At 41.5% G+C, this 21,203-nt stretch carries 13 protein-coding genes; 8 read left to right on the forward strand and 5 right to left on the reverse strand.

Going from position 1 to position 21,203, the window contains the following annotated elements; translation table 11 throughout:
- Positions 1 to 371 precede the first annotated feature (371 nt).
- Positions 372 to 3,200, reverse strand: coding sequence for an excinuclease ABC subunit UvrA (uvrA, locus tag EDC51_RS01200; RefSeq protein WP_131927942.1), 2,829 nt, complete (start codon positions 3,198 to 3,200; stop codon positions 372 to 374).
- 248 nt (positions 3,201 to 3,448) lie between these two features.
- Here uvrA and EDC51_RS01205 point away from each other — a divergent pair, with 248 nt between their 5' ends.
- Positions 3,449 to 3,967, forward strand: a complete 519-nt coding sequence (locus EDC51_RS01205) for a single-stranded DNA-binding protein (RefSeq protein WP_131927943.1) — start codon at positions 3,449 to 3,451, stop codon at positions 3,965 to 3,967.
- A gap of 94 nt (positions 3,968 to 4,061) precedes the next feature.
- Here EDC51_RS01205 and EDC51_RS01210 read toward each other — a convergent pair whose 3' ends face one another.
- The gene (locus EDC51_RS01210) at positions 4,062 to 4,547 is read right to left on the reverse strand and encodes a Z-ring associated ZapG family protein (RefSeq protein WP_131927944.1); all 486 of its coding nucleotides are present in this window, start codon (positions 4,545 to 4,547) and stop codon (positions 4,062 to 4,064) included.
- 298 nt (positions 4,548 to 4,845) lie between these two features.
- Between EDC51_RS01210 and rplM the strand changes: the two genes are divergently transcribed.
- The 7 genes from rplM (at position 4,846) to cydC (ending at position 16,362) form a co-directional block, all read left to right on the forward strand.
- The gene (gene rplM, locus EDC51_RS01215) at positions 4,846 to 5,274 is read left to right on the forward strand and encodes a 50S ribosomal protein L13 (RefSeq protein ID WP_131927945.1); all 429 of its coding nucleotides are present in this window, start codon (positions 4,846 to 4,848) and stop codon (positions 5,272 to 5,274) included.
- A 16-nt stretch (positions 5,275 to 5,290) separates the two neighbouring features.
- On the forward strand, positions 5,291 to 5,686 hold the full coding sequence (gene rpsI / locus EDC51_RS01220) for a 30S ribosomal protein S9 (protein ID WP_015432457.1): 396 nt from the start codon (positions 5,291 to 5,293) through the stop codon (positions 5,684 to 5,686).
- A 128-nt stretch (positions 5,687 to 5,814) separates the two neighbouring features.
- Positions 5,815 to 7,083 (forward strand): murein hydrolase activator EnvC, encoded by a 1,269-nt coding sequence (envC, locus tag EDC51_RS01225; RefSeq protein WP_025289302.1) that lies wholly within the window; start codon positions 5,815 to 5,817, stop codon positions 7,081 to 7,083.
- A gap of 82 nt (positions 7,084 to 7,165) precedes the next feature.
- On the forward strand, positions 7,166 to 8,905 hold the full coding sequence (gene tamA / locus EDC51_RS01230) for an autotransporter assembly complex protein TamA (RefSeq protein ID WP_131927946.1): 1,740 nt from the start codon (positions 7,166 to 7,168) through the stop codon (positions 8,903 to 8,905).
- Between the two features lie 22 nt (positions 8,906 to 8,927).
- A complete protein-coding gene (gene tamB / locus EDC51_RS01235) occupies positions 8,928 to 12,899 on the forward strand; it encodes an autotransporter assembly complex protein TamB (protein WP_131927947.1) in 3,972 nt (1,323 codons plus the stop codon).
- Between the two features lie 58 nt (positions 12,900 to 12,957).
- Positions 12,958 to 14,697, forward strand: coding sequence for a heme ABC transporter permease/ATP-binding protein CydD (gene cydD / locus EDC51_RS01240; protein WP_131927948.1), 1,740 nt, complete (start codon positions 12,958 to 12,960; stop codon positions 14,695 to 14,697).
- Positions 14,698 to 16,362, forward strand: coding sequence for a heme ABC transporter ATP-binding protein/permease CydC (gene cydC, locus EDC51_RS01245; RefSeq protein WP_131927949.1), 1,665 nt, complete (start codon positions 14,698 to 14,700; stop codon positions 16,360 to 16,362). It begins immediately after the preceding gene.
- Between the two features lie 51 nt (positions 16,363 to 16,413).
- Here the strand turns inward: cydC and EDC51_RS01250 are convergent, their stop codons facing one another.
- From EDC51_RS01250 to fdnG, 3 genes are read right to left on the reverse strand one after another with little or no spacing between them, the layout of a single operon-like run.
- Positions 16,414 to 17,094 (reverse strand): formate dehydrogenase subunit gamma, encoded by a 681-nt coding sequence (locus tag EDC51_RS01250; protein ID WP_015432464.1) that lies wholly within the window; start codon positions 17,092 to 17,094, stop codon positions 16,414 to 16,416.
- Positions 17,087 to 17,986: a formate dehydrogenase subunit beta gene (gene fdxH / locus EDC51_RS01255; protein WP_015432465.1), complete on the reverse strand. Its 900-nt coding sequence runs from the start codon at positions 17,984 to 17,986 to the stop codon at positions 17,087 to 17,089. The genes EDC51_RS01250 and fdxH overlap by 8 nt, the downstream gene beginning before the upstream one ends.
- 2 nt (positions 17,987 to 17,988) lie before the next feature.
- On the reverse strand, positions 17,989 to 21,063 hold the full coding sequence (gene fdnG / locus EDC51_RS01260) for a formate dehydrogenase-N subunit alpha (RefSeq protein WP_156055348.1): 3,075 nt from the start codon (positions 21,061 to 21,063) through the stop codon (positions 17,989 to 17,991).
- Between the last annotated feature and the right edge of the window lie 140 nt (positions 21,064 to 21,203).

Here is a 21,203-nt window from a genome sequence, read left to right on the forward strand (position 1 = left end):
GGTAGATAACATAATTTGGAGGCGTAATTCGCTGGAATTGTGCGTGAGTCATCCAACAGAGCCTATTTTTTGCGTCAATTTAACTTAACGCCTAAAGCGTTTGCAATTTTATTACAACTTCATTACTTGATTTTTCTTGCATGCAAATAGTTTGGAACAGAACAATAGCGTACCTTTGTTTTTTCAGAGAATACTTTGATTGACATACCTGATACCGCTATCAAAAGTACGCAATAGATGCTTGTTGTACTTTTTGATACTACGATACTTTCGTTATTACAGATAAGAAAAAAGTAGCAGAAACAAAAAGGAAATCTTTGCGTAACTGCTACATAATATCGAAATTTTTATGCAAAATTGACCGTTTGTTTTTATCCTTTAGCCAAAATGGCTTCCAAAAATCTCGCGGTATGCGACACTTTGCTTTTTGCCACATCTTCGGGCGTACCAAAAGCAATAATTTGTCCACCACCAGCACCGCCTTCAGGACCTAAATCCACAATCCAGTCTGCGGTTTTGATGACATCTAAATTATGCTCAATCACTACGATAGTATTACCTTGATCACGCAAGCGGTGTAATACGCTTAAAAGTTGTTTAATATCTGCAAAATGTAAACCTGTGGTCGGTTCATCTAAAATATAGAGTGTTTTGCCTGTATCTCGTTTAGAAAGTTCTGCAGCCAGTTTAACCCGTTGTGCTTCACCGCCTGAAAGAGTGGTAGAGGATTGCCCCAAGCGAATATAAGACAGCCCTACGTCCATTAAGGTTTGTAATTTACGAGCAAGGGCAGGAATTGCATCAAAAAACTCTCGAGCTTCTTCCACTGTCATTTCTAATACTTGGTGAATGGTTTTGCCTTTGTAGCGAATTTCTAAGGTTTCACGGTTGTAACGTTTGCCTTTACATTGATCACAAGGAACATACACATCGGGTAAAAAGTGCATTTCTACTTTTAACACGCCATCACCTTGACAGGCTTCACAACGCCCACCACGCACGTTAAAGCTAAATCGCCCCACGTTGTAGCCTCTTGCTCTTGATTCTTGTGTGCCAGCAAACAACTCACGAATTGGGGTGAATAAGCCTGTGTAAGTGGCTGGATTAGAGCGAGGCGTACGCCCAATAGGGCTTTGATCGATGTCGATCACTTTGTCAAAGTGTGCCAAGCCATCAATCGATTTATACGGAGCGAAGTCTTTATTTTCTGCACGGTTTAGGGCATTTTGAGCGATAGGGAAAAGGGTATCGTTGATGAGAGTAGATTTGCCTGAGCCTGATACACCAGTGATACAGGTAAACAAACCTACGGGGATTTCTAGATCCACATTTTTGAGGTTGTTACCTGTCGCCCCTTTAAGGGTGAGCATTTTTTTCAGATCTCGTGGCGTGCGAGCGGTCGGGATCTCAATTTTTTCTGCACCTGATAGGAATTTCCCAGTAATAGAATTTGGATTTTGCATAATTTGCTCGGCAGTCCCTTCGGCAATGATTTGTCCGCCGTGTACCCCTGCGCCTGGCCCGATATCTACGATATGATCCGCCGCACGAATCGCATCTTCATCGTGTTCTACCACAATCACGGTATTCCCTAAATTACGCAGATGCTCCAATGTTTTAAGCAAACGTTCGTTGTCTCTTTGGTGTAAGCCGATGGACGGTTCGTCCAACACATACATCACTCCCACAAGCCCAGCTCCGATTTGGCTGGCAAGGCGAATACGCTGTGCTTCACCGCCCGAAAGGGTTTCAGCTGAGCGAGAAAGAGAAAGATAATTTAAGCCGACATTTACTAAGAACGATAAACGTTCACGAATTTCTTTTAAAATTTTCTCGGCAATTTGTGCACGTTGTCCGCTTAATTGCAGATTTTCAAAGAATGTCATCGCCTCACCAATACTTTTCTCGGCGATGGCGGGTAAGTTGGTTTGTTCAATAAAGACGTGACGGGCTTCACGGCGTAGGCGTGACCCCTCACAGCTTAAACAAGGACGAGTATTGATATATTTTGCTAGCTCTTCTTGTGCCGATTGTGAATTGGTTTCCCGATAGCGACGAGCCATATTGTTGAGTACGCCTTCAAAAGGGTGTTTACGTACGACTTTATCGCCACGATCGTTGATATAGGTAAATTCAATCTCTTCTTTTGAGCCATGGAGAATAATTTGCTGAATTTTTCTCGGCAATTTAGCAAAGGGTTGCTCAATATCAAAATCATAATGTGCCGCAAGGGCTTTAAGTTGTCCAAAATAGTAGAAACTACGTTTATCCCAGCCTTTGATTGCACCATTTGGCAGTGATACATCAGGATTTTGTACCACTTTGCGTTCATCAAAAAATTGTTCTACACCTAAGCCATCGCAGCTTGGACAAGCACCAGCTGGATTGTTAAAGGAGAAAAGACGAGGCTCTAATTCACTGAGCGAATAACCACACTCAGTACAAGCAAAACTAGAAGAAAAAACTAACTCTTCGGCTTGATTGTCGTCCATATCGGCAATGATGGCTGTTGAACCGGATAAATCTAATGCCGTTTCAAAGGATTCTGCTAAACGAGTGGCAATATCCGCACGAACTTTAAAACGATCTACGACCACTTCAATGGTATGTTTTTTCTGTAATTCTAAGGCTGGAGGGTCAGATAAGTCGCAAATTTCACCATCAATTCTAGCTCTTAAATAACCGTTTGCTTGCAGATTTTCCAATAATTTAACGTGTTCACCTTTACGTTCTTTCACAACTGGGGCAAGTAACATTAAGCGTTTGCCTTCGGGCTCTTCTAATACTCTGTCCACCATCTGTGAAATGGTTTGTGCTGCAAGCGGTAAATCGTGATCAGGGCAGCGAGGTTCACCCACACGCGCAAATAACAGACGTAAATAATCGTGAATTTCGGTAACAGTCCCCACCGTTGAACGAGGGTTGTGCGAAGTGGATTTTTGTTCAATAGAAATAGCAGGTGAAAGCCCTTCAATATGATCTACATCGGGCTTTTCCATGAGCGATAAAAATTGGCGAGCATAAGGGGAGAGCGATTCAACATAACGGCGTTGCCCTTCGGCATAGAGGGTATCAAACGCCAAAGAGGATTTACCCGAACCAGAAAGCCCTGTGATCACAATAAATTTATCACGCGGAAGAATAACGTTGATATTTTTTAAATTGTGGGTTCGTGCCCCACGTACATCGATAGTTTGCATAGTTATTGTTTAGTTGAAATAAATTTTGCTATTATCGCACAATTTATTCACTGTACAAAATATCAGTTTAAGTAAGCGCCCTGTTTTAGCTGAAATTTTGCAAAAATAAGGCGAAATATTACGATTTTTTGAACTGCATCCCAAAATAAAGAAACGCTGTACAAAATTTCAGTTGAGTAGATGACATTTTGGGGAAATTAAGGCATAATCCGCGACAATTTTTTGTAACCTATTTAAGAGGAATTTTTATGGCAGGTGTAAATAAAGTCATCATTGTTGGCAATTTAGGTAATGATCCTGAAATGCGCACAATGCCAAATGGCGAAGCAGTGGCGAATATTAGTGTAGCAACATCAGAAAGTTGGACAGATAAAAATACAGGCGAACGTCGTGAAATCACAGAATGGCATCGTATCGTGTTTTATCGTCGTCAAGCAGAAATTTGCGGGCAATATCTGCGTAAAGGTTCAAAAGTCTATGTAGAAGGGCGTTTAAGAACCCGTAAATGGCAGGATCAAAATGGTCAAGACCGCTATACCACAGAAATCCAAGGCGATGTGATGCAGATGCTGGATAGTCGTAATAGTCAAGGTGGGGATTTTGGTGGCAGTCAGGGCGGTTGGAATCAAGCCCCAGCTCAGATGAATTATAACCAAGGCGGCTATAATGGCGATTATGCACAAACAGCACCACAACGCCAAGCAGCAAAACCTGCGCCACAAGCAGAGCCTGCGATGAATAATTTTGATGATGATATTCCATTCTAAAATAGATAGTATCTTTTAGATATATAGACAAAAAATAGTGGGTAAAACATTGTGTGTTTTATCCACTATTTGCTTTATTAAGTCGCCTTAGCCATTAGGATTTTAAAATACCAGAAGAGCCTTCAGTATAATCTTTTGGTGGAGTTTGCTCATTTGATGTGTGACTAGTTTTCTCGGTTGCTTCTGTTTCAGTAGCAGTATCATCACTGAGTGTTTCGGATGCTGTTTGTTGTGCTGTAGTTACCGCTTCAGCTTGTGTATTTTCAAGCTGGGCTTGTTGGAAAAATTCTAACTTATCTGCAGCTTCTGGTAATAATGTTTGTGAACTTTGTGCTAAGTGGCTATACAACTTCTTATAGTCTTCAGCGATGGTTGCCAGCAGCTGGGCAGATTGTTCAAAATGTTTTTCAAGATGTTGTTTCTGTTCATTAATTTGCTGTGTAGCAGCTTTCAAATCAACTTCTAATTTTTGCTGCTTTTTGGCGTTAGCATTAGTAGTTAGCAGAATTAAATACCCCACGACAGCGCCGACAAAAAAAGCGACAATAACAGCTGTCCACATTTCATTTGACCATTGCATAAGCACTCCTTGTTGTAGTCAGTGAAAAATAGCTTTTTTTACCATTTTCTGATTTTAATGAGAAGAAAATTATCAGAACAAGCGGGTAAAATTTGATATGTTTCTCAAAAATACAAAAAGTCATAAAAAAGATTAGCATTTTTCCTTTAAATCTGTATAATTCCGCCACCCTGTTTTTGTGTGGTTTTCCCGCCATACAAGTTTGGTCTGAATCAGACTCGAAGGGGTCAAATTCAACCGCAAAGGTAATATCCTCAAAGGATATTGGGTTTAAACTTTAAATTTTGGTATTTAATTAATGAAAACTTTTGTAGCAAAACCAGAAACAGTACAACGTGACTGGTACGTAGTAGATGCGACGGGTAAAACTTTAGGTCGTTTAGCGACTGAGTTAGCACGCCGTCTTCGTGGTAAACACAAACCTGAGTACACTCCGCACGTAGATACCGGTGATTACGTCATCGTGATCAACGCAGACAAAGTTGCTGTAACAGGTAAAAAAGCAGAAGATAAAATCTACTACTGGCACACTGGCTATGTAGGTGGTATCAAAGATGCAACCTTCAAAGAAATGATTGCTCGTCGTCCAGAAGCTGTAATTGAAATCGCAGTGAAAGGTATGTTACCGAAAGGTCCACTTGGTCGTGAAATGTTCCGTAAATTAAAAGTTTACGCAGGTGCAGAGCACAACCACCAAGCACAACAACCACAAGTTTTAGATATCTAATTCACGGAGCATAACAATGACAGCAGCAAATCAAAACTACGGCACAGGTCGCCGCAAAAGCTCTTCAGCCCGTGTATTTATCAAACCGGGTTCTGGTAACATCACTATCAACCAACGTTCTTTAGAAGTTTACTTCGGTCGTGAGACAGCGCGTATGATTGTACGTCAGCCGTTAGAATTGGTTGAATTAACTGACAAATTAGACTTATACATCACAGTTAAAGGTGGTGGTATCTCTGGTCAAGCAGGTGCAATCCGTCACGGTATTACTCGTGCATTGATCGAATACGACGAATCACTTCGCCCAGCACTTCGTGCAGCAGGCTTCGTTACCCGTGACGCTCGTCGCGTTGAACGTAAAAAAGTGGGTTTACACAAAGCACGTCGTCGTCCACAATACTCAAAACGTTAATTTTTTATTTTCGTTTTCAAAAAGGCAGGAATTATCCTGCCTTTTTTCGTTTTATAACACGATTTTTTATAGTCATTTTATGTATAAATCATTAGAATACTGAAATTTTATGGGTTTATGATTCAAAGTTGGCGATAGTGAAAAAATTTGTTTCTTTTATGGTGTTGTTTGGCATCACCGCATTATTTGTCCCTTTTGCTACAGCAAATAACCTTTCTCAGCAGCAAGCTAAATTACAGCAAGAGATTAAACAGCAAGCGAATAAAATTGCTGAGCAAAAGAAAAAGCGCAATAGTTTGCAATCTACTCTAAAGTCACAAGAAATTGAGTTAGGCAATGTGTCGAAAAACTTAAAAAAAACAGAAATGACCCTAAGTGAAATTCGTCAAACTATTAGCCGTACAGAGCAAGAGATCAAGCGGTTAGAAAAACAAGAAAAAGAGCAAAAAGAGAAATTGAAGCAACAGCTTGATTCTGCCTATCGTTCTGGTATTCACCCCTCTGTTTTAGAACGCTTATTGTCAGAGAGCGCCAAAGATGCCGATCGAATGGAAGCCTATTATGAGCATATCAATCAAGTACGTATTGATGCGATTTATGATTTAAGACGTACGCAGGCAGAGTTGAAGGTGCGTCGTGACGAATTAAAGGGGCAGCAATCAGGGCAACAAACCCAGTTAAATGCTCAAAAAAAGCAAGAGCAAGAGTTACAGAAAGTAAAGCGTGATAGAGAGAATACTATCAAAGCGATTGATAAAACGCTTGACCAAGAACAGAGCCGTTTAGATGCATTAAAAGCGAACGAAGCTGCATTACGCAATCAATTGGCAAGAGCGGAGAACGAAGCTGCTCAACAAGCAAAAAGACAAGCGCAAGAACGAGAAAAACAAGAACTCGCGAGATTAGAGCAACGTAAAGCATCGGAACAAAAAGGCAAAGCGACTGAAAAAGAGAAACAAGAGGTTCGCGCAAGGGTGCGTGAACAAGTTCAAGCAGAAACACGCAGTGGTAATGGCTTAGGCAGCGGTAAGTATGCGATGCCAGTTTCGGGAAAAATTATTAACACTTTTGGCTCAACTCAGATGGGTGAACTGAAATGGAGTGGTATCGTTATTCAAGCGGGCGCGGGTACACCAGTGAGAGCAATTGCAGCTGGGCGCGTGATTTTGTCAGATTGGTTACAAGGTTATGGGCAAGTTGTTGTCATTGACCATGGTAATGGCGATATGTCGCTGTATGGCTATAACCAATCGTTAGCAGTGCGAAAAGGTGCGCGAGTTTCTGCTGGGCAAACTATTGCTAATGTGGGGAACTCAGGAGGACAAAGTAGAGCTGCACTTTATTTTGAGATTCGTCGTAAAGGCGCTGCGGTAAACCCGATGCGCTGGCTAAAATAATCCTGAACAAATCAACTTTCAAGCGGTCGGATAATTTTGCAGAAAATGTCATAATTTCAACCGCTTGTATTTTTTTAAGATGATGAAAACTAAACTACATTTTTTCACCTTATTGCTACTCTCTAGTGTGTCAGTGGCAGAACAGACCGTATTATTAAAAATGGAAGGTCTAGATAAGGGTAGCGAGCTGTATAACAATGTTCGTATTTATCTCTCTCAAGTTAGTAATGATGAAGCAGATGGCTCAGAGCGTTATCAAGAGCGTGTGCAACAAACCGTGGATAAAGCATTGCGTGCTTTAGGTTATTACAACACTCAATATCATTTCTCTTTAACTCCAAGACCTCGCCCACAAAAAGATCTTTTGCATCTATTCATTACATTAGACAAACAGCCTGTATTAGTTGATGAGACCGATATTCAAGTACAAGGTGAATTAGCACAAGATGAGGATTTTCAGAAATTACTCCTCACAGAAACCGCTAGTAAAGGGGATGTGTTAAATCATGAAGTCTATGATGATTTTAAAAGCAGTGTGGAAAAATTAGCACAAAGCAAAGGTTATTTAGATGCAAACTGGCGTTATCACCGTTTAGAAGTCTATCCTCGTGATCATAGTGCAGATTGGCGTTTAGGCTATGATAGTGGTGAGCGTTATCGTTATGGCGAGATTACGTTTACTAATAGTCAAATTCGTGAAGATTATTTGCGTAATATTTTACGTATTCAAAGCAGTGATCACTATCATCTTAACGATCTCACCAAGCTTTCCAGTGAGTTTTCCTCTAGTGGTTGGTTTAGCTCGGTTCTTATTGAGCCTGAAATCCAAGAACAACGCAAAACAGTGGATTTAAATATATTGCTACAGCCAAGAAAAAAAAATGAAATGGAGATTGGGGTAGGCTATGCCAGTGATGTCGGTCCCCGTTTGCAGCTTAATTGGAAAAAACCATGGATTAATAGTCGTGGACATAGTCTAGAAACAAATACGTACATTTCTAAACCAGAGCAAACCTTTGAATTTGGCTATAATATTCCAGTTAAAGCGCATCCTTTACAATATTATTACCAATTTTCTGGCGGGCTTGAACATGAAGACCAAAATGATACCAAAACTACCGCTGCGCATTTAGGTTTCCAACGCTTTTGGAATCATGAAACAGGCTGGGCATTTTCATTGGGCTTAAAAGCACGCTTTGATTCTTTTGAACAAGGCAGCGATAAATTTAGAACTTTGCTGCTTTATCCTACTGCTTCAATTAATCGTACGCGCACTGACGGAAATCGTTTTCCACTTTGGGGGGATTCTCAAAAACTAACGGTAAACGTGGGGAGTAAACTTTGGGGTTCTGATGTGAACTTTTATAGTGTAAAGGCGAGTTCCGCGTGGTTACGCACCTTTGCTGATAAGCACCGTGTTTATTTACGCGCAGAAATAGGCTATCTAGAGGCAGACGAATTTCCCCGCATTCCGCCATCACTACGCTATTTTGCGGGGGGGGATCTCAGTGTGCGTGGCTTTGGTTATAAAACGATTTCACCCGTTGATCTAGAGGGTAATCTGATTGGTGGTTCGCATTTGTTTACCGCGACAGCGGAATATCAATATCAAGTCTATCCTAATTGGTGGGGAGCGCTATTTTACGATACGGGTATGGCAGCGAAGAGTTATAGTGGTAAAAACTTGCATGCCGGCGCAGGGGCAGGAGTACGATGGGCATCGCCTATCGGCACAATAAAATTTGATATTGCCACACCTGTCCGTTCTCCAAGTAACGATAAAGGTGTGAAATTCTATATTGGTATTGGCTCTGAATTGTAAGCGGTCAAAAAAGTGAAAAATTATGCAAAAAGAACAGAATAATGATAATCCAGTTGTGCTATCTCAAGCACAACATGCTGAATCCATCAATCATGAACAGCAGAAAGCAATACCGCCTGTTCGCGCAAAATCAAAATGGCGTGGGCTATGGTACTTTTTGCTATTGTTGCTTGGATTGAGTATTGGCATTTTAGCCTTTCTTGTGACGGGTAAAGGACAGCGTGCAGCATTGCATTTTATGACAAGATGGTTAGATGAACTTAGTATTGAAAGTGTTGAGGGTAGTTTACAAGAGGGATTGCATTTAAGAAACGCCATTTATCAAATGGAAGGCGTGAGCGTTAAAGTTGGGCAAGCAAATTTACATCTTGGTTTTGATTGCCTGCTCACTCGTAAAGCTTGTATCGAAAATCTGGTACTCAATGATACTGAAGTAATCGTTGAAACGGCAAAATTATCTTCATCGCCAACAGAAAAAGAATCAACACCCATTGGGGAGATTTCGCTGCCGTTAGAAGTTGCCGTCAAAAATCTTGAGCTAAACAATATTCAGGTACGCGTTGATGAAATGGATATTACTTTGGCACAGTTTAAAACCAGCGCATTAGGAGTCAGTAAAAATATTCGTATTGCACCCACTGTGCTAGATGGTTTAACTCTTTCATTGGCGCCCGAGGTGGTAGAAAATACGCGTGAACAGGTAAAAGAAAAAGCTAAAGAGAAAGTTAAAAGTACAGATTGGACTGCACTTAAACGCCAACTTGCTGAACCGTTACTCAATAAATTAGATCCAATTAAATTGCCACTATATTTTGATTTACCTAAATTTGAGGCAACGCATATTCAGATTGAGCAGAAAAAACGCGATGATGAAGGACAACTCATTGAGCCAGTTTCTATTCTTAAGGTGCCGTTTTTAGGTATTCAGGGAAACTCAAATGAGCAAAAAGTGGTATTGCAGCATATTGATCTCCAGACGGATAAGGGCAATGTTAGCGGGCAAGGAGAATTAACCTTATCTGGAAATTATCCGCTACATTGGCATTTAAAAGGTTGGCACCCAGAGATAGCAACACTAAAAATTCCGGCAAGCACTGCCGATGTTGATATTCAGGGAGAACTGTTTGGTACAACGACTCTGACAATACAAAGTCGTGGTGCGGCAGAATTTCATTTAACGGGGGATATAGCCTTATCTGAGGCAAAAACGCCGTTTAATCTGCATTTAAATAGTGCTCAAGTGCAATATCCATTTATGCCAGAAAAAGGCGAAAAACCATTACAACTACAGAAAATTAACTTGAATTTAACGGGTGATTTATTGGATTACCGCTTACAAGGTAGTTTAGATAGTCGAGGCATGAATTTGCCTGCGGGGAGCTTGCAGTTTGATGGGCATGGTGATATCACGCATTTTTCTTTGAAAGATTTCGTCTTACAAGCGCTTGAAGGCAAAGCGAATTTAGTGGGTAAAGTAGATTGGACGGATGGTGTTGAATGGGAGAGTAGTGTTGAACTTGATAAAGTGAATACTAAATCGCTCTTGCCTGAATGGGCCGCTGTACTTTCTGGCAAACTAAATTCTAATGGCTATGTCGCCCGAGGTGAGCAGAATGCTTGGGCGGTAAACGTAAATGATATGGCGATCTATGGCAATTTATTTCAGAAAAAACTGGAGTTAAAAGGCGATTTAAGTGCAGATAGCCAGACATTACTGAGTGTGCCACAAGCGGAACTGGTATATGGTGAAAATGTAATCGCTTTAAAAGGTGTGCTCGGTGATAAATCAGATTTTTCTGCTGATATAAATGCGCCAAATTTAAAAGGCTTAGTTCCGCATTTGGCTGCGGGGGTCAAAGGGAAAGTGAAAATGCAAGGCAAATTGGTTGAACCAATTTTAGAGCTTGATTTAACGGCGAATGATGTTGCCTACGACACGCTAAAATTACATCACCTTAGTGCAAAAGGCAAAGTGCACACTGAAAAGCAGATTAACGTTGATCTTAATTTAGTGTTAAACCAATTTAGTCGTGGTGAAATTAAAATTGATCATGCCAATTTAACTTTGCAAGGCACAGAAACAAATCATAATCTAAAATTTACCTCGAAGGGTGAACCCGTTGCTGGGAATTTACAGTTAGCAGGTAAATTTGACCGTAGTCAGCAAATCTGGCAGGGAGCGTTAAGTAACGTTTCAATTCAATCGCCGGTAGGGATATTCCAAAATGATAAAGCTGTACAAATTAACTATAACAATAAGCAAATTTTGGCGAATATTTCTGCGCACTGCTGGCATAATCCAAAACTTCACCTTTGTTTCCCTCAAACATTCCAAGCGGGAGAAGAAGGTAAAGTGCCTTTTGAAATTCGCCAATTTGATCTGGTAAGCGTACAAGAATTTTTGGATAACAATACACAATTGATTGGCATGGTAAACGCAAAAGGTGATGCAGCATGGTTTAAAAATAAAGCACCTCAAGTGAATCTTGAACTTAGTTCAAATAGCCTGAAATTAAGCCAAAAATTGGATTCTGGGGCGTTCCCATTAGCTTTTGCACCAGTAAAAGTTACTGCAAAAATGGCGGAGAATAATTTAAATGTGAATACGGATATTCGCATTGAAAATAATGGACGTATCACAAGTGATATGCAAATGAAAGATATTGCAAATAAACGTGCCTTATCTGGCAGTATTCACATTGATCGTGTTCAGTTAAGTTTATTAAAGCCATTATTAAGTAATGGGGAGAGTGTTCATGGTGATATTAATGCACGTTTAACAGTTGGAGGAACAGCGCTTTCACCATTGTTATATGGCAATCTCAATTTGACGGGTTTAAAAGCACAATCGAATGCTATGCCGTTTGATGTTACCGGTGGGGGGCTAACACTGAATTTTAATGGGGCAAGCTCAACACTGAAAGGAAATGTACAAACGCCACAAAGCAATTTGGTGTTAGATGGTGATGCGAACTGGCAAAAAGTAGAAGCTTGGTATACGCGTATTCGAGCAAATGCAAACAAATTCCGTGTGGATCTGCCAGGTATCGCTAAAGTGGATATTAGTCCAAATATTGAGGTGAAAGCTTCACCTAAAGAATTAGTATTGGGCGGAAAAATTGACATCCCTTGGGCACGCATTGAAGTCCAAGAGTTGCCGGAAAGCGCCGTAAGTGTGAGTAGTGATGAAGTGATTATGGATGGCTCAGCCAAACATAAAAGAAGCTTCAAATTACCTATGTCTAGTAAAAATGCACCACAAAACGGACAAGGTATGGCAATTAAAGGCGATGTTGCCATTAATATTGGCAACGATGTTCGCTTAGAGGCCTATGGCTTAAAAACACATCTAAATGGTACCGTAAAAGTTCGCCAAGGTAATCGAGGTTTAGGACTATATGGGCAAGTGAATTTGAAAAATGGGACATTTGCCTCTTTCGGGCAAGATCTTGTTATCCGTAAAGGGCTAATTTCTTTTGCAGGCTTACCTTCTCAGCCAAGTGTTGAAATTGAAGCGATTCGTAATCCAGAGGCGATAGAAGATCAGCATGTCACCGCTGGTGTAAAAGTAACGGGGATTGCAGATAATTTAGACGTAAAACTGTTTTCTAGCCCGTCAATGTCGCAAGATGAAATTCTTTCTTATATCCTGACAGGAAGAGGCTTAGAAAGTAGTGGTGATGCGGGTTCAGGTAATTCTATTGCTGCCGCATTAATTGGATTGAGTCTATCGAAAGGGAGTAAAACGGTCGGAAGTGTTGGCAGTGCCTTTGGGATTAACGATTTAAGTGTTACGACAGCGGGAATAGGTGATAATACTAAAGTGGTAGTCAGTGGCAGCTTAACGCCGAAATTCAGAGTAAAATATGGTGTTGGTATTTTTGCACCGCTAACGGAATTAACTTTACGCTATCGTCTTGCACCAAGTTTATATTTACAGTGGGTATCAAGTTTGAATCAGGCCGTGGATTTACTCTATCGCTTTGAATTTTAACCCTTGGTATTAATAGGCAACAAGCGGTCTTTTTTCTTTAAAATTTTGCAAAATTAATATGGATAAACAACGACAAAAACAACTACAAAAATGGCTACGCCAACAACAAAAAATTGTCAGAAAATGGCTCTATCTTAATGTATTACTCGGTGCAATAAGCTCGCTGCTAATGGTTGGGCAGATGTGGTTATTAGCCTCAATGCTCCACAAAATGATAATCCAGCATCAAATGCCTAGCATGCTATGGGCTGAGCTTGGTTTATTGCTGGTGTGTTTCTTCGGCAGATCAGTATTAGTTTGGTTACGTGAGCGAGCAGGATTTCAAGCAGGGCAGACTCTCCGTTTACATTTACGCCGCGAAATCATGGCGAAATTATCGCAAATTGGACCGATGGCTATTGGACAGCGCCCCGCTGGAAGCTGGGCAACAATTATGCTGGAGCAGGTAGAAAACATCCATAATTTTTATGCGCGTTATCTGCCGCAACAATTTTTATCCTTGCTTGTGCCAATGATTATTCTCTGTGCTGTTTTTCCATTAAACTGGGCAGCAGGGCTTATTCTGTTTTTAACCTTGCCGTTATTACCTATTTTTATGGCGCTAGCGGGGATAAAAGCAGCTGAAGCGAACCAGAAGAATATTGGTATTCTTTCACGTCTGAGTGGGCAATTTCTAGACAGTTTAAAAGGATTAGAAACCATTCGTTTATTTGGTCAATCACAAAGTCAAACAGCTCTCATTTATCAACGTACCGAAGAATTTCGCCTCAGCACGATGGATGTTTTAAAAATGGCATTTCTATCCTCGGCGGTACTTGAGTTTTTTGCAGCGATTTCTATTGCAGTAATGGCAGTCTATTTTGGTTTTATTTATTTAGGCGATCTTAATTTTGGTTATTACGATACGGCTGTTACCCTCTTCATCGGTTTTTTCTGTTTAATGTTAGCACCAGAATTTTATCAACCACTGAGAGAATTAGGCGTTTACTATCATGATAAAGCGGCCGCAATTGGGGCTGCAGATAGCATTGAGCAGTTTTTAAGTGAAAATGTGATTACTCAAACGGCTGGGCAAAAAGATTTGCCGAAACAACCGCTTGTGATTGAAGCAAAAGACTGTGTTATCCTGTCTCCACAGGGTAAAGCGCTTACACAGCCACTGAATTTTCGCATAAATGCACAGCAAAAGATCGCTTTAGTTGGGCAAAGTGGCGCGGGTAAAAGTTCGCTAATGAATATGTTACTGGGTTTCCTTGCCTATCAAGGTAGTGTGAAAGTGAATGGTGTAGAACTAAAAGAACTAGATATAACACAATGGCGTGCTGTGCTTGCTTGGGTCGGACAAAATCCTCAATTGATGAATGCATCGTTGCGAGAAAATATTTTACTGGGTAATCCAAACGCAAGTGAGGCAGAAATAGCGAACGCGTTAGCGCAATCAAGGGCTGATGAGTTTGTTTCTCGGATTGGGTTAGATAGCCGGGTACAAGATGCAAATGCGGGACTTTCTGGCGGGCAGGCGCAACGGATTGCAATTGCACGAGCGTTACTTCGACCATATCAGCTACTTTTACTTGATGAACCAACAGCAAGTTTAGATATGCAATCAGAACAGCAAGTTTTGCAAGCATTACACAATTTAAGCCAAATGCATACCACCTTAATGATTACGCATCGCGTTGAAGATTTAAAACAATCTGATGAAATTTGGGTGATGAAGCAGGGACAGATTGTCCAGCAAGGCACATTTGATAAATTGGAACAACAAGGTTTTTTTGCTGAATTATTAGGACATTAAATGCGCACACTTTTTCCTTTTCTTGCCCTCTATCGCACGCATTTAGGGCGTTTATTGTTAGGCGTTATTCTTGCGATCACTAGCCTCAGCGCGAGCATTGGGTTGCTGAGTTTATCGGGATGGTTTTTAGCCGCAACTGCCTTGGTTGGCTCCAGTATTCTATTTAACTTTTTTTATCCTTCCTCTGGAGTGCGTGGTTTAGCAATTGGACGAACACTTTCTCGCTATTTTGAACGTTTAGTCACGCATGATGCAACTTTTCGTGTGCTGGCAAACCTACGGGTATCGGTTTTCCGTAAATTAATTCCGCTTAGCCCTGCAGGGCTCAACCGTTATCGCAATAGTGAATTGCTGAATCGCTTAGTGGCGGATGTTGATACGCTTGATACGCTTTATTTAAATTTGCTCTCACCTTTTATTAGTGCGGTGATGGTGATTTTATTTATGGGTATTGGTCTATCTTTTATTTCTGTTACGTTAGTATGGGTCATTTGTGGTACACTCACAGCTTTACTGATTCTATTACCTGTTTTGTTTTACCGATTAGGACAGAATTTAGGGATAGAGGCTGTACAAGCGAGAGCTGATTATCGTTCACAATTTATTGAATGGATCCAATTAAATGCAGAATTTTTACTCTTTGGTATTCAAGAGCAGACTGCGCAGAAATTACAGCAGACAGAAAGCAAGTGGCTTGCTGCACAGAGCAAAGAGAGCCGTTTATCCGGATTTTCTAATGCATTGTTATTAGCGGTAAATGGGATACTGGTATGCGTGGTCATCTACCTTTCGGCAACAACCATTTCTGCGCCAAATGCGGAAAATCCAGAAGCGTTAATTGCACTGGTTGTTTTCTGTGTGTTGGCATCGTTAGAAATTCTGTCACCAATAGGCATTGCTTTCTTACATTTAGGTCAGGTGGTAAGCGCGGCGCAACGGATCAGTGAACTTACCGAACAGCAGCCATTGGTTGAGTTCCACGGATCGGCAATTTGGCAAAAAACTAGCAAAAATCAGCCGCTTATTTGCTTTGAGAACGTTGATTTTTGCTATCCACAGCGTGACCAGCAGGTGTTAAGGCAAGTCTCTTTTGATGTCCGAACTGGTGAAAAAGTTGCTCTTCTAGGCAAAACAGGGAGTGGCAAATCCACAATTTTCCAACTGCTTACACGTAATTATGAGCCAACAAGCGGTCAAATTTGGCTAAATAATTGCAAAATTAGTGATTATCCTGAACAGACTTTACGTCAGCATATTGTTACCTTAAGCCAACGAGTACATATTTTTAGCAATAGTTTGCGAGAAAATCTGAAAATGGGTAATCCAGAGGCTACAGATGAACAGTTAATGAAGGTTATGCAGCAAGTTGGTTTAGATTATTTGTTGGAAGAACATGGATTAGCATTATGGCTGGGCGAGGGCGGTCGTCATCTTTCAGGCGGAGAGCAACGTCGTTTAGGGTTAGCTAGGTTATTGTTAAGTGAGGCAGAAATTGTGTTGCTTGATGAGCCAACAGAAAGCCTAGATAGAGAAACGGAACAACAGATTTTGTCACTCATTTTTCAATACTGTCAGCAACGTACATTATTAATGATTACACATCGATTAAATGGCTTACAGCAGTTTGATAGAATCTATCAATTGGATAATGGGCAGTTAGTTTGATAACAAGGGCATAAATAAAAATGCGGTCAATTTCTTGACCGCATTTTGCTATTATTTTATTGAGTCTTGCTGAGCTTTTAATTCTTTTTCAAGCTCAGGCAGAACCTCTTCTCGATACCAACGTGGGTGATGTTTCTTCGCCCAACGCACCGTTACCCAGCCTTCCACCATTCCTCGAATAGAGCCTTTCACCCAAAATGCCATATACATGTGCACCATAATACCGGTAAAGAGCATAAAGGCACTGAATGAGTGCAGGAAGATTGCAATGCGGATTACAGGAATTGAGAAATTATGTGAGAAGTATTGTCGCCACATAATGATACCTGTTGTAAGCAAGGTAAACATAGCAAGAATAAGCGTCCAGAATAACAATTTCTGCCCAAGATTATACTTGCCATTGTCTGAAACTGCGTGTTCATTGCCTTTTAGTACTTCCACAATGTTTTTAAGCCATACCCAGTCATTTTTTTCTGGGATATTATGGTGCCAATAGATACGTACCATATTTACAAAGGCAACAAACATAATAATACCAGTGAATGGATGAATGAAACGGGCAATTTGTGGTGTGCCAAGGATCTCCGTGAGCCAAGCAAAATCAGGGAAGAAAAATGCTAAGCCGGATAAGCCCGTTACAAAGAAGCAGATCACTAATAGCCAGTGACTCAAACGAGCAGGCGTTTTATGGCGTATGATTTTGTGATCGTTACTGATCTGAACCTTACTCATGTTTTCCTCCTTGCTCGTGGTGCTCTTCCACGTCTTCTTCGTTATTTGGGCCAATAGCAATATAGTGTGCAGCCGCACTTAACGCTAAGCCTGCCATCGATACCGCAGCGACTGGTTTGAGTACATCTTTCCAGAGCGTAATCGTTGGGTCAATTTGCGGATCTTTTGGTAAGCCTGAATAAAGTTCTGGCTTGTCAGCGTGGTGTAATACATACATCACGTGCGTACCGCCAACCCCTTCTGGGTCGTAAAGTCCTGCATTCTCATAGCCACGAGATTTCAGATCTGCAATGCGTTTTTCCGCATAGTGTTTCATCTCTTCTTTGCTACCAAATTGGATTGCACCAGTTGGGCAAGTTTTCACGCAAGCAGGTTCTTGACCTACGGTTACACGATCTACACAGAGAGTACATTTATACACACGGTTATCTTCTGGATTCATTCTTGGAATGTTAAACGGACAACCTGCGATACAGTATCCGCAGCCGATACATTTGTCCGATTGGAAATCCACAATGCCATTGGCATATTGAATGATCGCCCCCGGTGCTGGGCAAGATTTCAAACAGCCTGGTTCGGAGCAGTGCATACAACCGTCTTTACGGATAAGCCATTCTAACCGTTCGTTTTCTTCCACCTCATTAAATCGCATCACTGTCCATGCTTTAGCGTTGAGATCGGCGGGGTTATCGTAAACCCCAACACAGTTTTGCGGTTCTGCCCGAATATCATTCCATTCAGAACAACCAACCTGACAAGCTTTACAGCCGATACAAGCAGAAACATCAATCAGTTTTGCTACTTCAACTTGATGGTTTCTTGCTTGTGGAGCAGGCGTTAAAGCCGAAGTTGCAGAGGCTTTAATAATGTTTTGAGATTGAACTACACCCATTTTTAGCCTCCGATTTTCTCAATGTTTACTAACATACATTTTGACTCAGGGGTTTGTGTATTTGCATCACCAGAACGGACAGTTAAGTTATTAGCAAAATAACCTTTTTTTGCTTTGGTGGTTGCAGCAAAGCCCCAGTGAATAGGAATCCCTACCGTATGAATCGGTTTACCGTCAGAAACAAGCGGACGGATACGTTTGGTAACTAAGGCAACACATTTAATTTCGCCACGTTTAGACCAAACACGCACTCGGTCGCCATTGCTAATGCCTTTTTCCACCGCTAAGGCTTCGCTAATTTCAACAAATTGCTCAGGTTGAGCGACAACGTTAATCAGCGAGTTCTTTGTCCAGTAGTGGAAATGCTCGGTTAAGCGGTAAGTGGTCCCTACATATGGAAACTCATCGCTTGTACCAAGATCTGCTTTATCAGACGGTAAAATGCGAGCCACAGGACTTTGTACCACATTTGGGTGTAATGGATTTGTGCCAATTGGTGTTTCCATTGGTTCGTAGTGTTCAGGGAAAGGCCCGTCCACCATACGTTCACGCACAAATAAGCCACTTACCCCTTCAGGCTGCATAATAAACGGCATTGTCGGACTATTTGGAGGGGCTGTACCAAAGTCGGCAACATCAATATAGTTCCAGTTTGTACCATTCCATTTCACGAGCTGACGTTTTGGATTCCATGGGTTGCCTGCTAAATCCGCAGAAGCACGGTTATAGAGGATACGGCGATTCACTGGCCATGCAAATGCCCAACCTAGTGTGTTACCTAAACCTGACGGGTCAGAGTTATCACGGTTTGCCATTTGGTTACCTCTTTGCGTCCATTGTCCGGTGTAGATCCAGCATGCACCAGAGGTTGTTCCATCATCACGCATAAAAGCAAAACTTGGTAGTAATTCACCTTTTTTCACGACAAGATTACCGTTAGCATCTTTGAGATCGACTAATGCATAACCATTGTTCTCTTTCGCTAGTTCCTCTGCTTTTGGATCACGAGGGTTTGCATAGTTCCAGCTCATTGCTTCTAAACCTGCAAGTGGTGCTTTTCCGCCCTCTTTTGCATAAAGAGCTAACAATTCCGCACGAAGTTCTGAGAGAATCTCCACATCAGGTTTTGCCTCAAATGGAGCATCAGCAGCTTTCCAGTGCCATTGCAACCAACGCCCAGAGTTAGCGATTGAGCCATCTTCTTCTGCGAAGCAGGTGGTTGGCAAGCGGAATACCTCGGTTTGAATCTGTGCAGGATCTACATCGTTAAATTCCCCATGATTCATCCAAAATTCGGAGGTATCAGTAATGAGTGGATCAAAGATTACTAAGTATTTTAAATTACTCAGTGCCTTGATGATTTTGCCCGAATTTGGATAAGAAGCAACAGGATTCATGCCTTGGCAGAAATAGCCGTTTACCTTGCCTTCATACATTTTTTCAATGAAACGCATATGATCCATACCGCCTTTTTCTAATTTCGGCAGGTAGTGGAAACCAAATTCATTTTCAGCTGTTGCTTTATCGCCAAAGAATGATTTCATCATACTGATGAAGAATTTTGGCGTATTACCCCAGTAGTTAGTTTGATCTTTACCCATTTTTTTAGGGGTAATACGATTTAAGAATGCTTCTAAGCTGGTATCGCTTTCGGTTGGCAATGGTAAATAAGCTGGTAAACGATTTGGGAATAGCCCTAAATCGGTAATACCTTGCACATTGGAGTGTCCACGCAATGCATTTACCCCACCGCCGGCAACACCGATATTTCCGCAAAGCAACTGAATCATTGCCATTGTACGAATGTTTTGTGAACCCACTGTGTGTTGAGTCCAGCCAAGAGCATACAAGAATGTGGCTGCTTTGTCAGGCGCGGCTGTTTTAGCGATTTCTTCACAGAAGATGTGGAAATCTTTTTGTGAGGTACCTGTAATGCGTTCTACCATTTCAGGAGTGTAGCGAGAAACGTGTTCTTTTAAGACATTGATTACACAGCGAGGGTGCTGCATTGTCATGTCTCGTAACGGTTCACCATTCTCATCAAATTGGTATGCCCAAGTAGATTTGTCTTTGTAAGTTCGAGTGGCTTCATCGTAGCCTGTGAAAAGGCCATCTTCAAATTTAAAACCATCATTGATTAAGAATGTTGCATTAGTATAGTGCTTAACGTATTCGTGCTGAATTTTATCGTTTTGTAACAAATAGTTAATCACACCAGAAAGGAAGGCAATATCCGTGCCTGAACGTAATGGCATATAAATATCAGCAACAGCAGCAGAGCGGTTAAAGCGTGGATCAACCACCATTAACTTCGCACCGTTTTGTTTTTTTGCCTCAATCGCCCAGCGGAAACCGACAGGGTGAGCTTCGGCAGCGTTACCACCCATTACAATAACGAGGTCAGAGTTTTTAATATCAACCCAGTGATTGGTCATCGCACCGCGACCAAATGATGGAGCAAGACTTGCTACCGTTGGTCCGTGTCAGATACTCGCTTGGTTATCAGTGAAGGTAATACCGAGTGCACGTACAAATTTTTGTGTGAGCAAACCTGTTTCGTTACTACATGCAGAGCCAGCTAAGAAACCAGCAGTAAGCCAGTGATTGACAGGAGTGCCTTCGGCATTCTTCTCAATGAAGTTCGCATCACGGTCATCTTTCATATGGCGTGCGATACGCTCAATTGCCTCATGCCAAGAAATACGTTTCCACTCTGTTGAACCCGGTTCACGCACTTCTGGATATTTTACGCGGCGATCACTATTGACATAGTCTAATGCGCCTGCGCCTTTCGGGCACAATGCGCCACGACTGACTGGGTGGTCAGGGTCGCCTTCAATATGAATCAGCTTCCCTTTACTATTCATTGTGGCATCGCCACCTAAGCTGTACATCAGCATACCGCAGCCGACTGCACAGTATGTACAGGTTTGACGGGTCTCTTTTGCCCGTAGCAATTTGTATTCACGAGGCGCAGCTAAGGCTTGTGCTGGGGCAAACCCCAACATAGCCGCAGATGTGCCTGCCATACCACCTGCACAGATCTTAAAGAATTTTCTTCTATTGACCTGTAACATAATCACTCCAAAACCGCATTTGCGGTCATGTCTTACTTACAATAAAATTAGCGAGTGCTAAACCGATGAGTTAGTCGAAGGGTGATGAACACTTACTACGACTTTATCAATGGCATAAATGATACATTTTTTTAACAAAT

Origin of the sequence: Bibersteinia trehalosi (genome assembly GCF_004346205.1) — a bacterium.
GTDB classification, from domain to species: Bacteria; Pseudomonadota; Gammaproteobacteria; order Enterobacterales; family Pasteurellaceae; genus Bibersteinia; species Bibersteinia trehalosi.

Bases quoted from the DNA above. Each gene is read 5' to 3' on its own strand.
- uvrA (WP_131927942.1), bottom strand. From the start codon at position 3,200: ATGCAAACTATCGATGTACGTGGGGCACGAACCCACAATTTAAAAAAT.
- cydD (WP_131927948.1), top strand. From the start codon at position 12,958: ATGGATAAACAACGACAAAAACAACTACAAAAATGGCTACGCCAACAA.
- fdxH (WP_015432465.1), bottom strand. From the start codon at position 17,986: ATGGGTGTAGTTCAATCTCAAAACATTATTAAAGCCTCTGCAACTTCG.
- rplM (WP_131927945.1), top strand. From the start codon at position 4,846: ATGAAAACTTTTGTAGCAAAACCAGAAACAGTACAACGTGACTGGTAC.
- cydC (WP_131927949.1), top strand. From the start codon at position 14,698: ATGCGCACACTTTTTCCTTTTCTTGCCCTCTATCGCACGCATTTAGGG.
- rpsI (WP_015432457.1), top strand. From the start codon at position 5,291: ATGACAGCAGCAAATCAAAACTACGGCACAGGTCGCCGCAAAAGCTCT.
- EDC51_RS01205 (WP_131927943.1), top strand. From the start codon at position 3,449: ATGGCAGGTGTAAATAAAGTCATCATTGTTGGCAATTTAGGTAATGAT.
- EDC51_RS01210 (WP_131927944.1), bottom strand. From the start codon at position 4,547: ATGCAATGGTCAAATGAAATGTGGACAGCTGTTATTGTCGCTTTTTTT.
- tamA (WP_131927946.1), top strand. From the start codon at position 7,166: ATGAAAACTAAACTACATTTTTTCACCTTATTGCTACTCTCTAGTGTG.
- tamB (WP_131927947.1), top strand. From the start codon at position 8,928: ATGCAAAAAGAACAGAATAATGATAATCCAGTTGTGCTATCTCAAGCA.
- EDC51_RS01250 (WP_015432464.1), bottom strand. From the start codon at position 17,094: ATGAGTAAGGTTCAGATCAGTAACGATCACAAAATCATACGCCATAAA.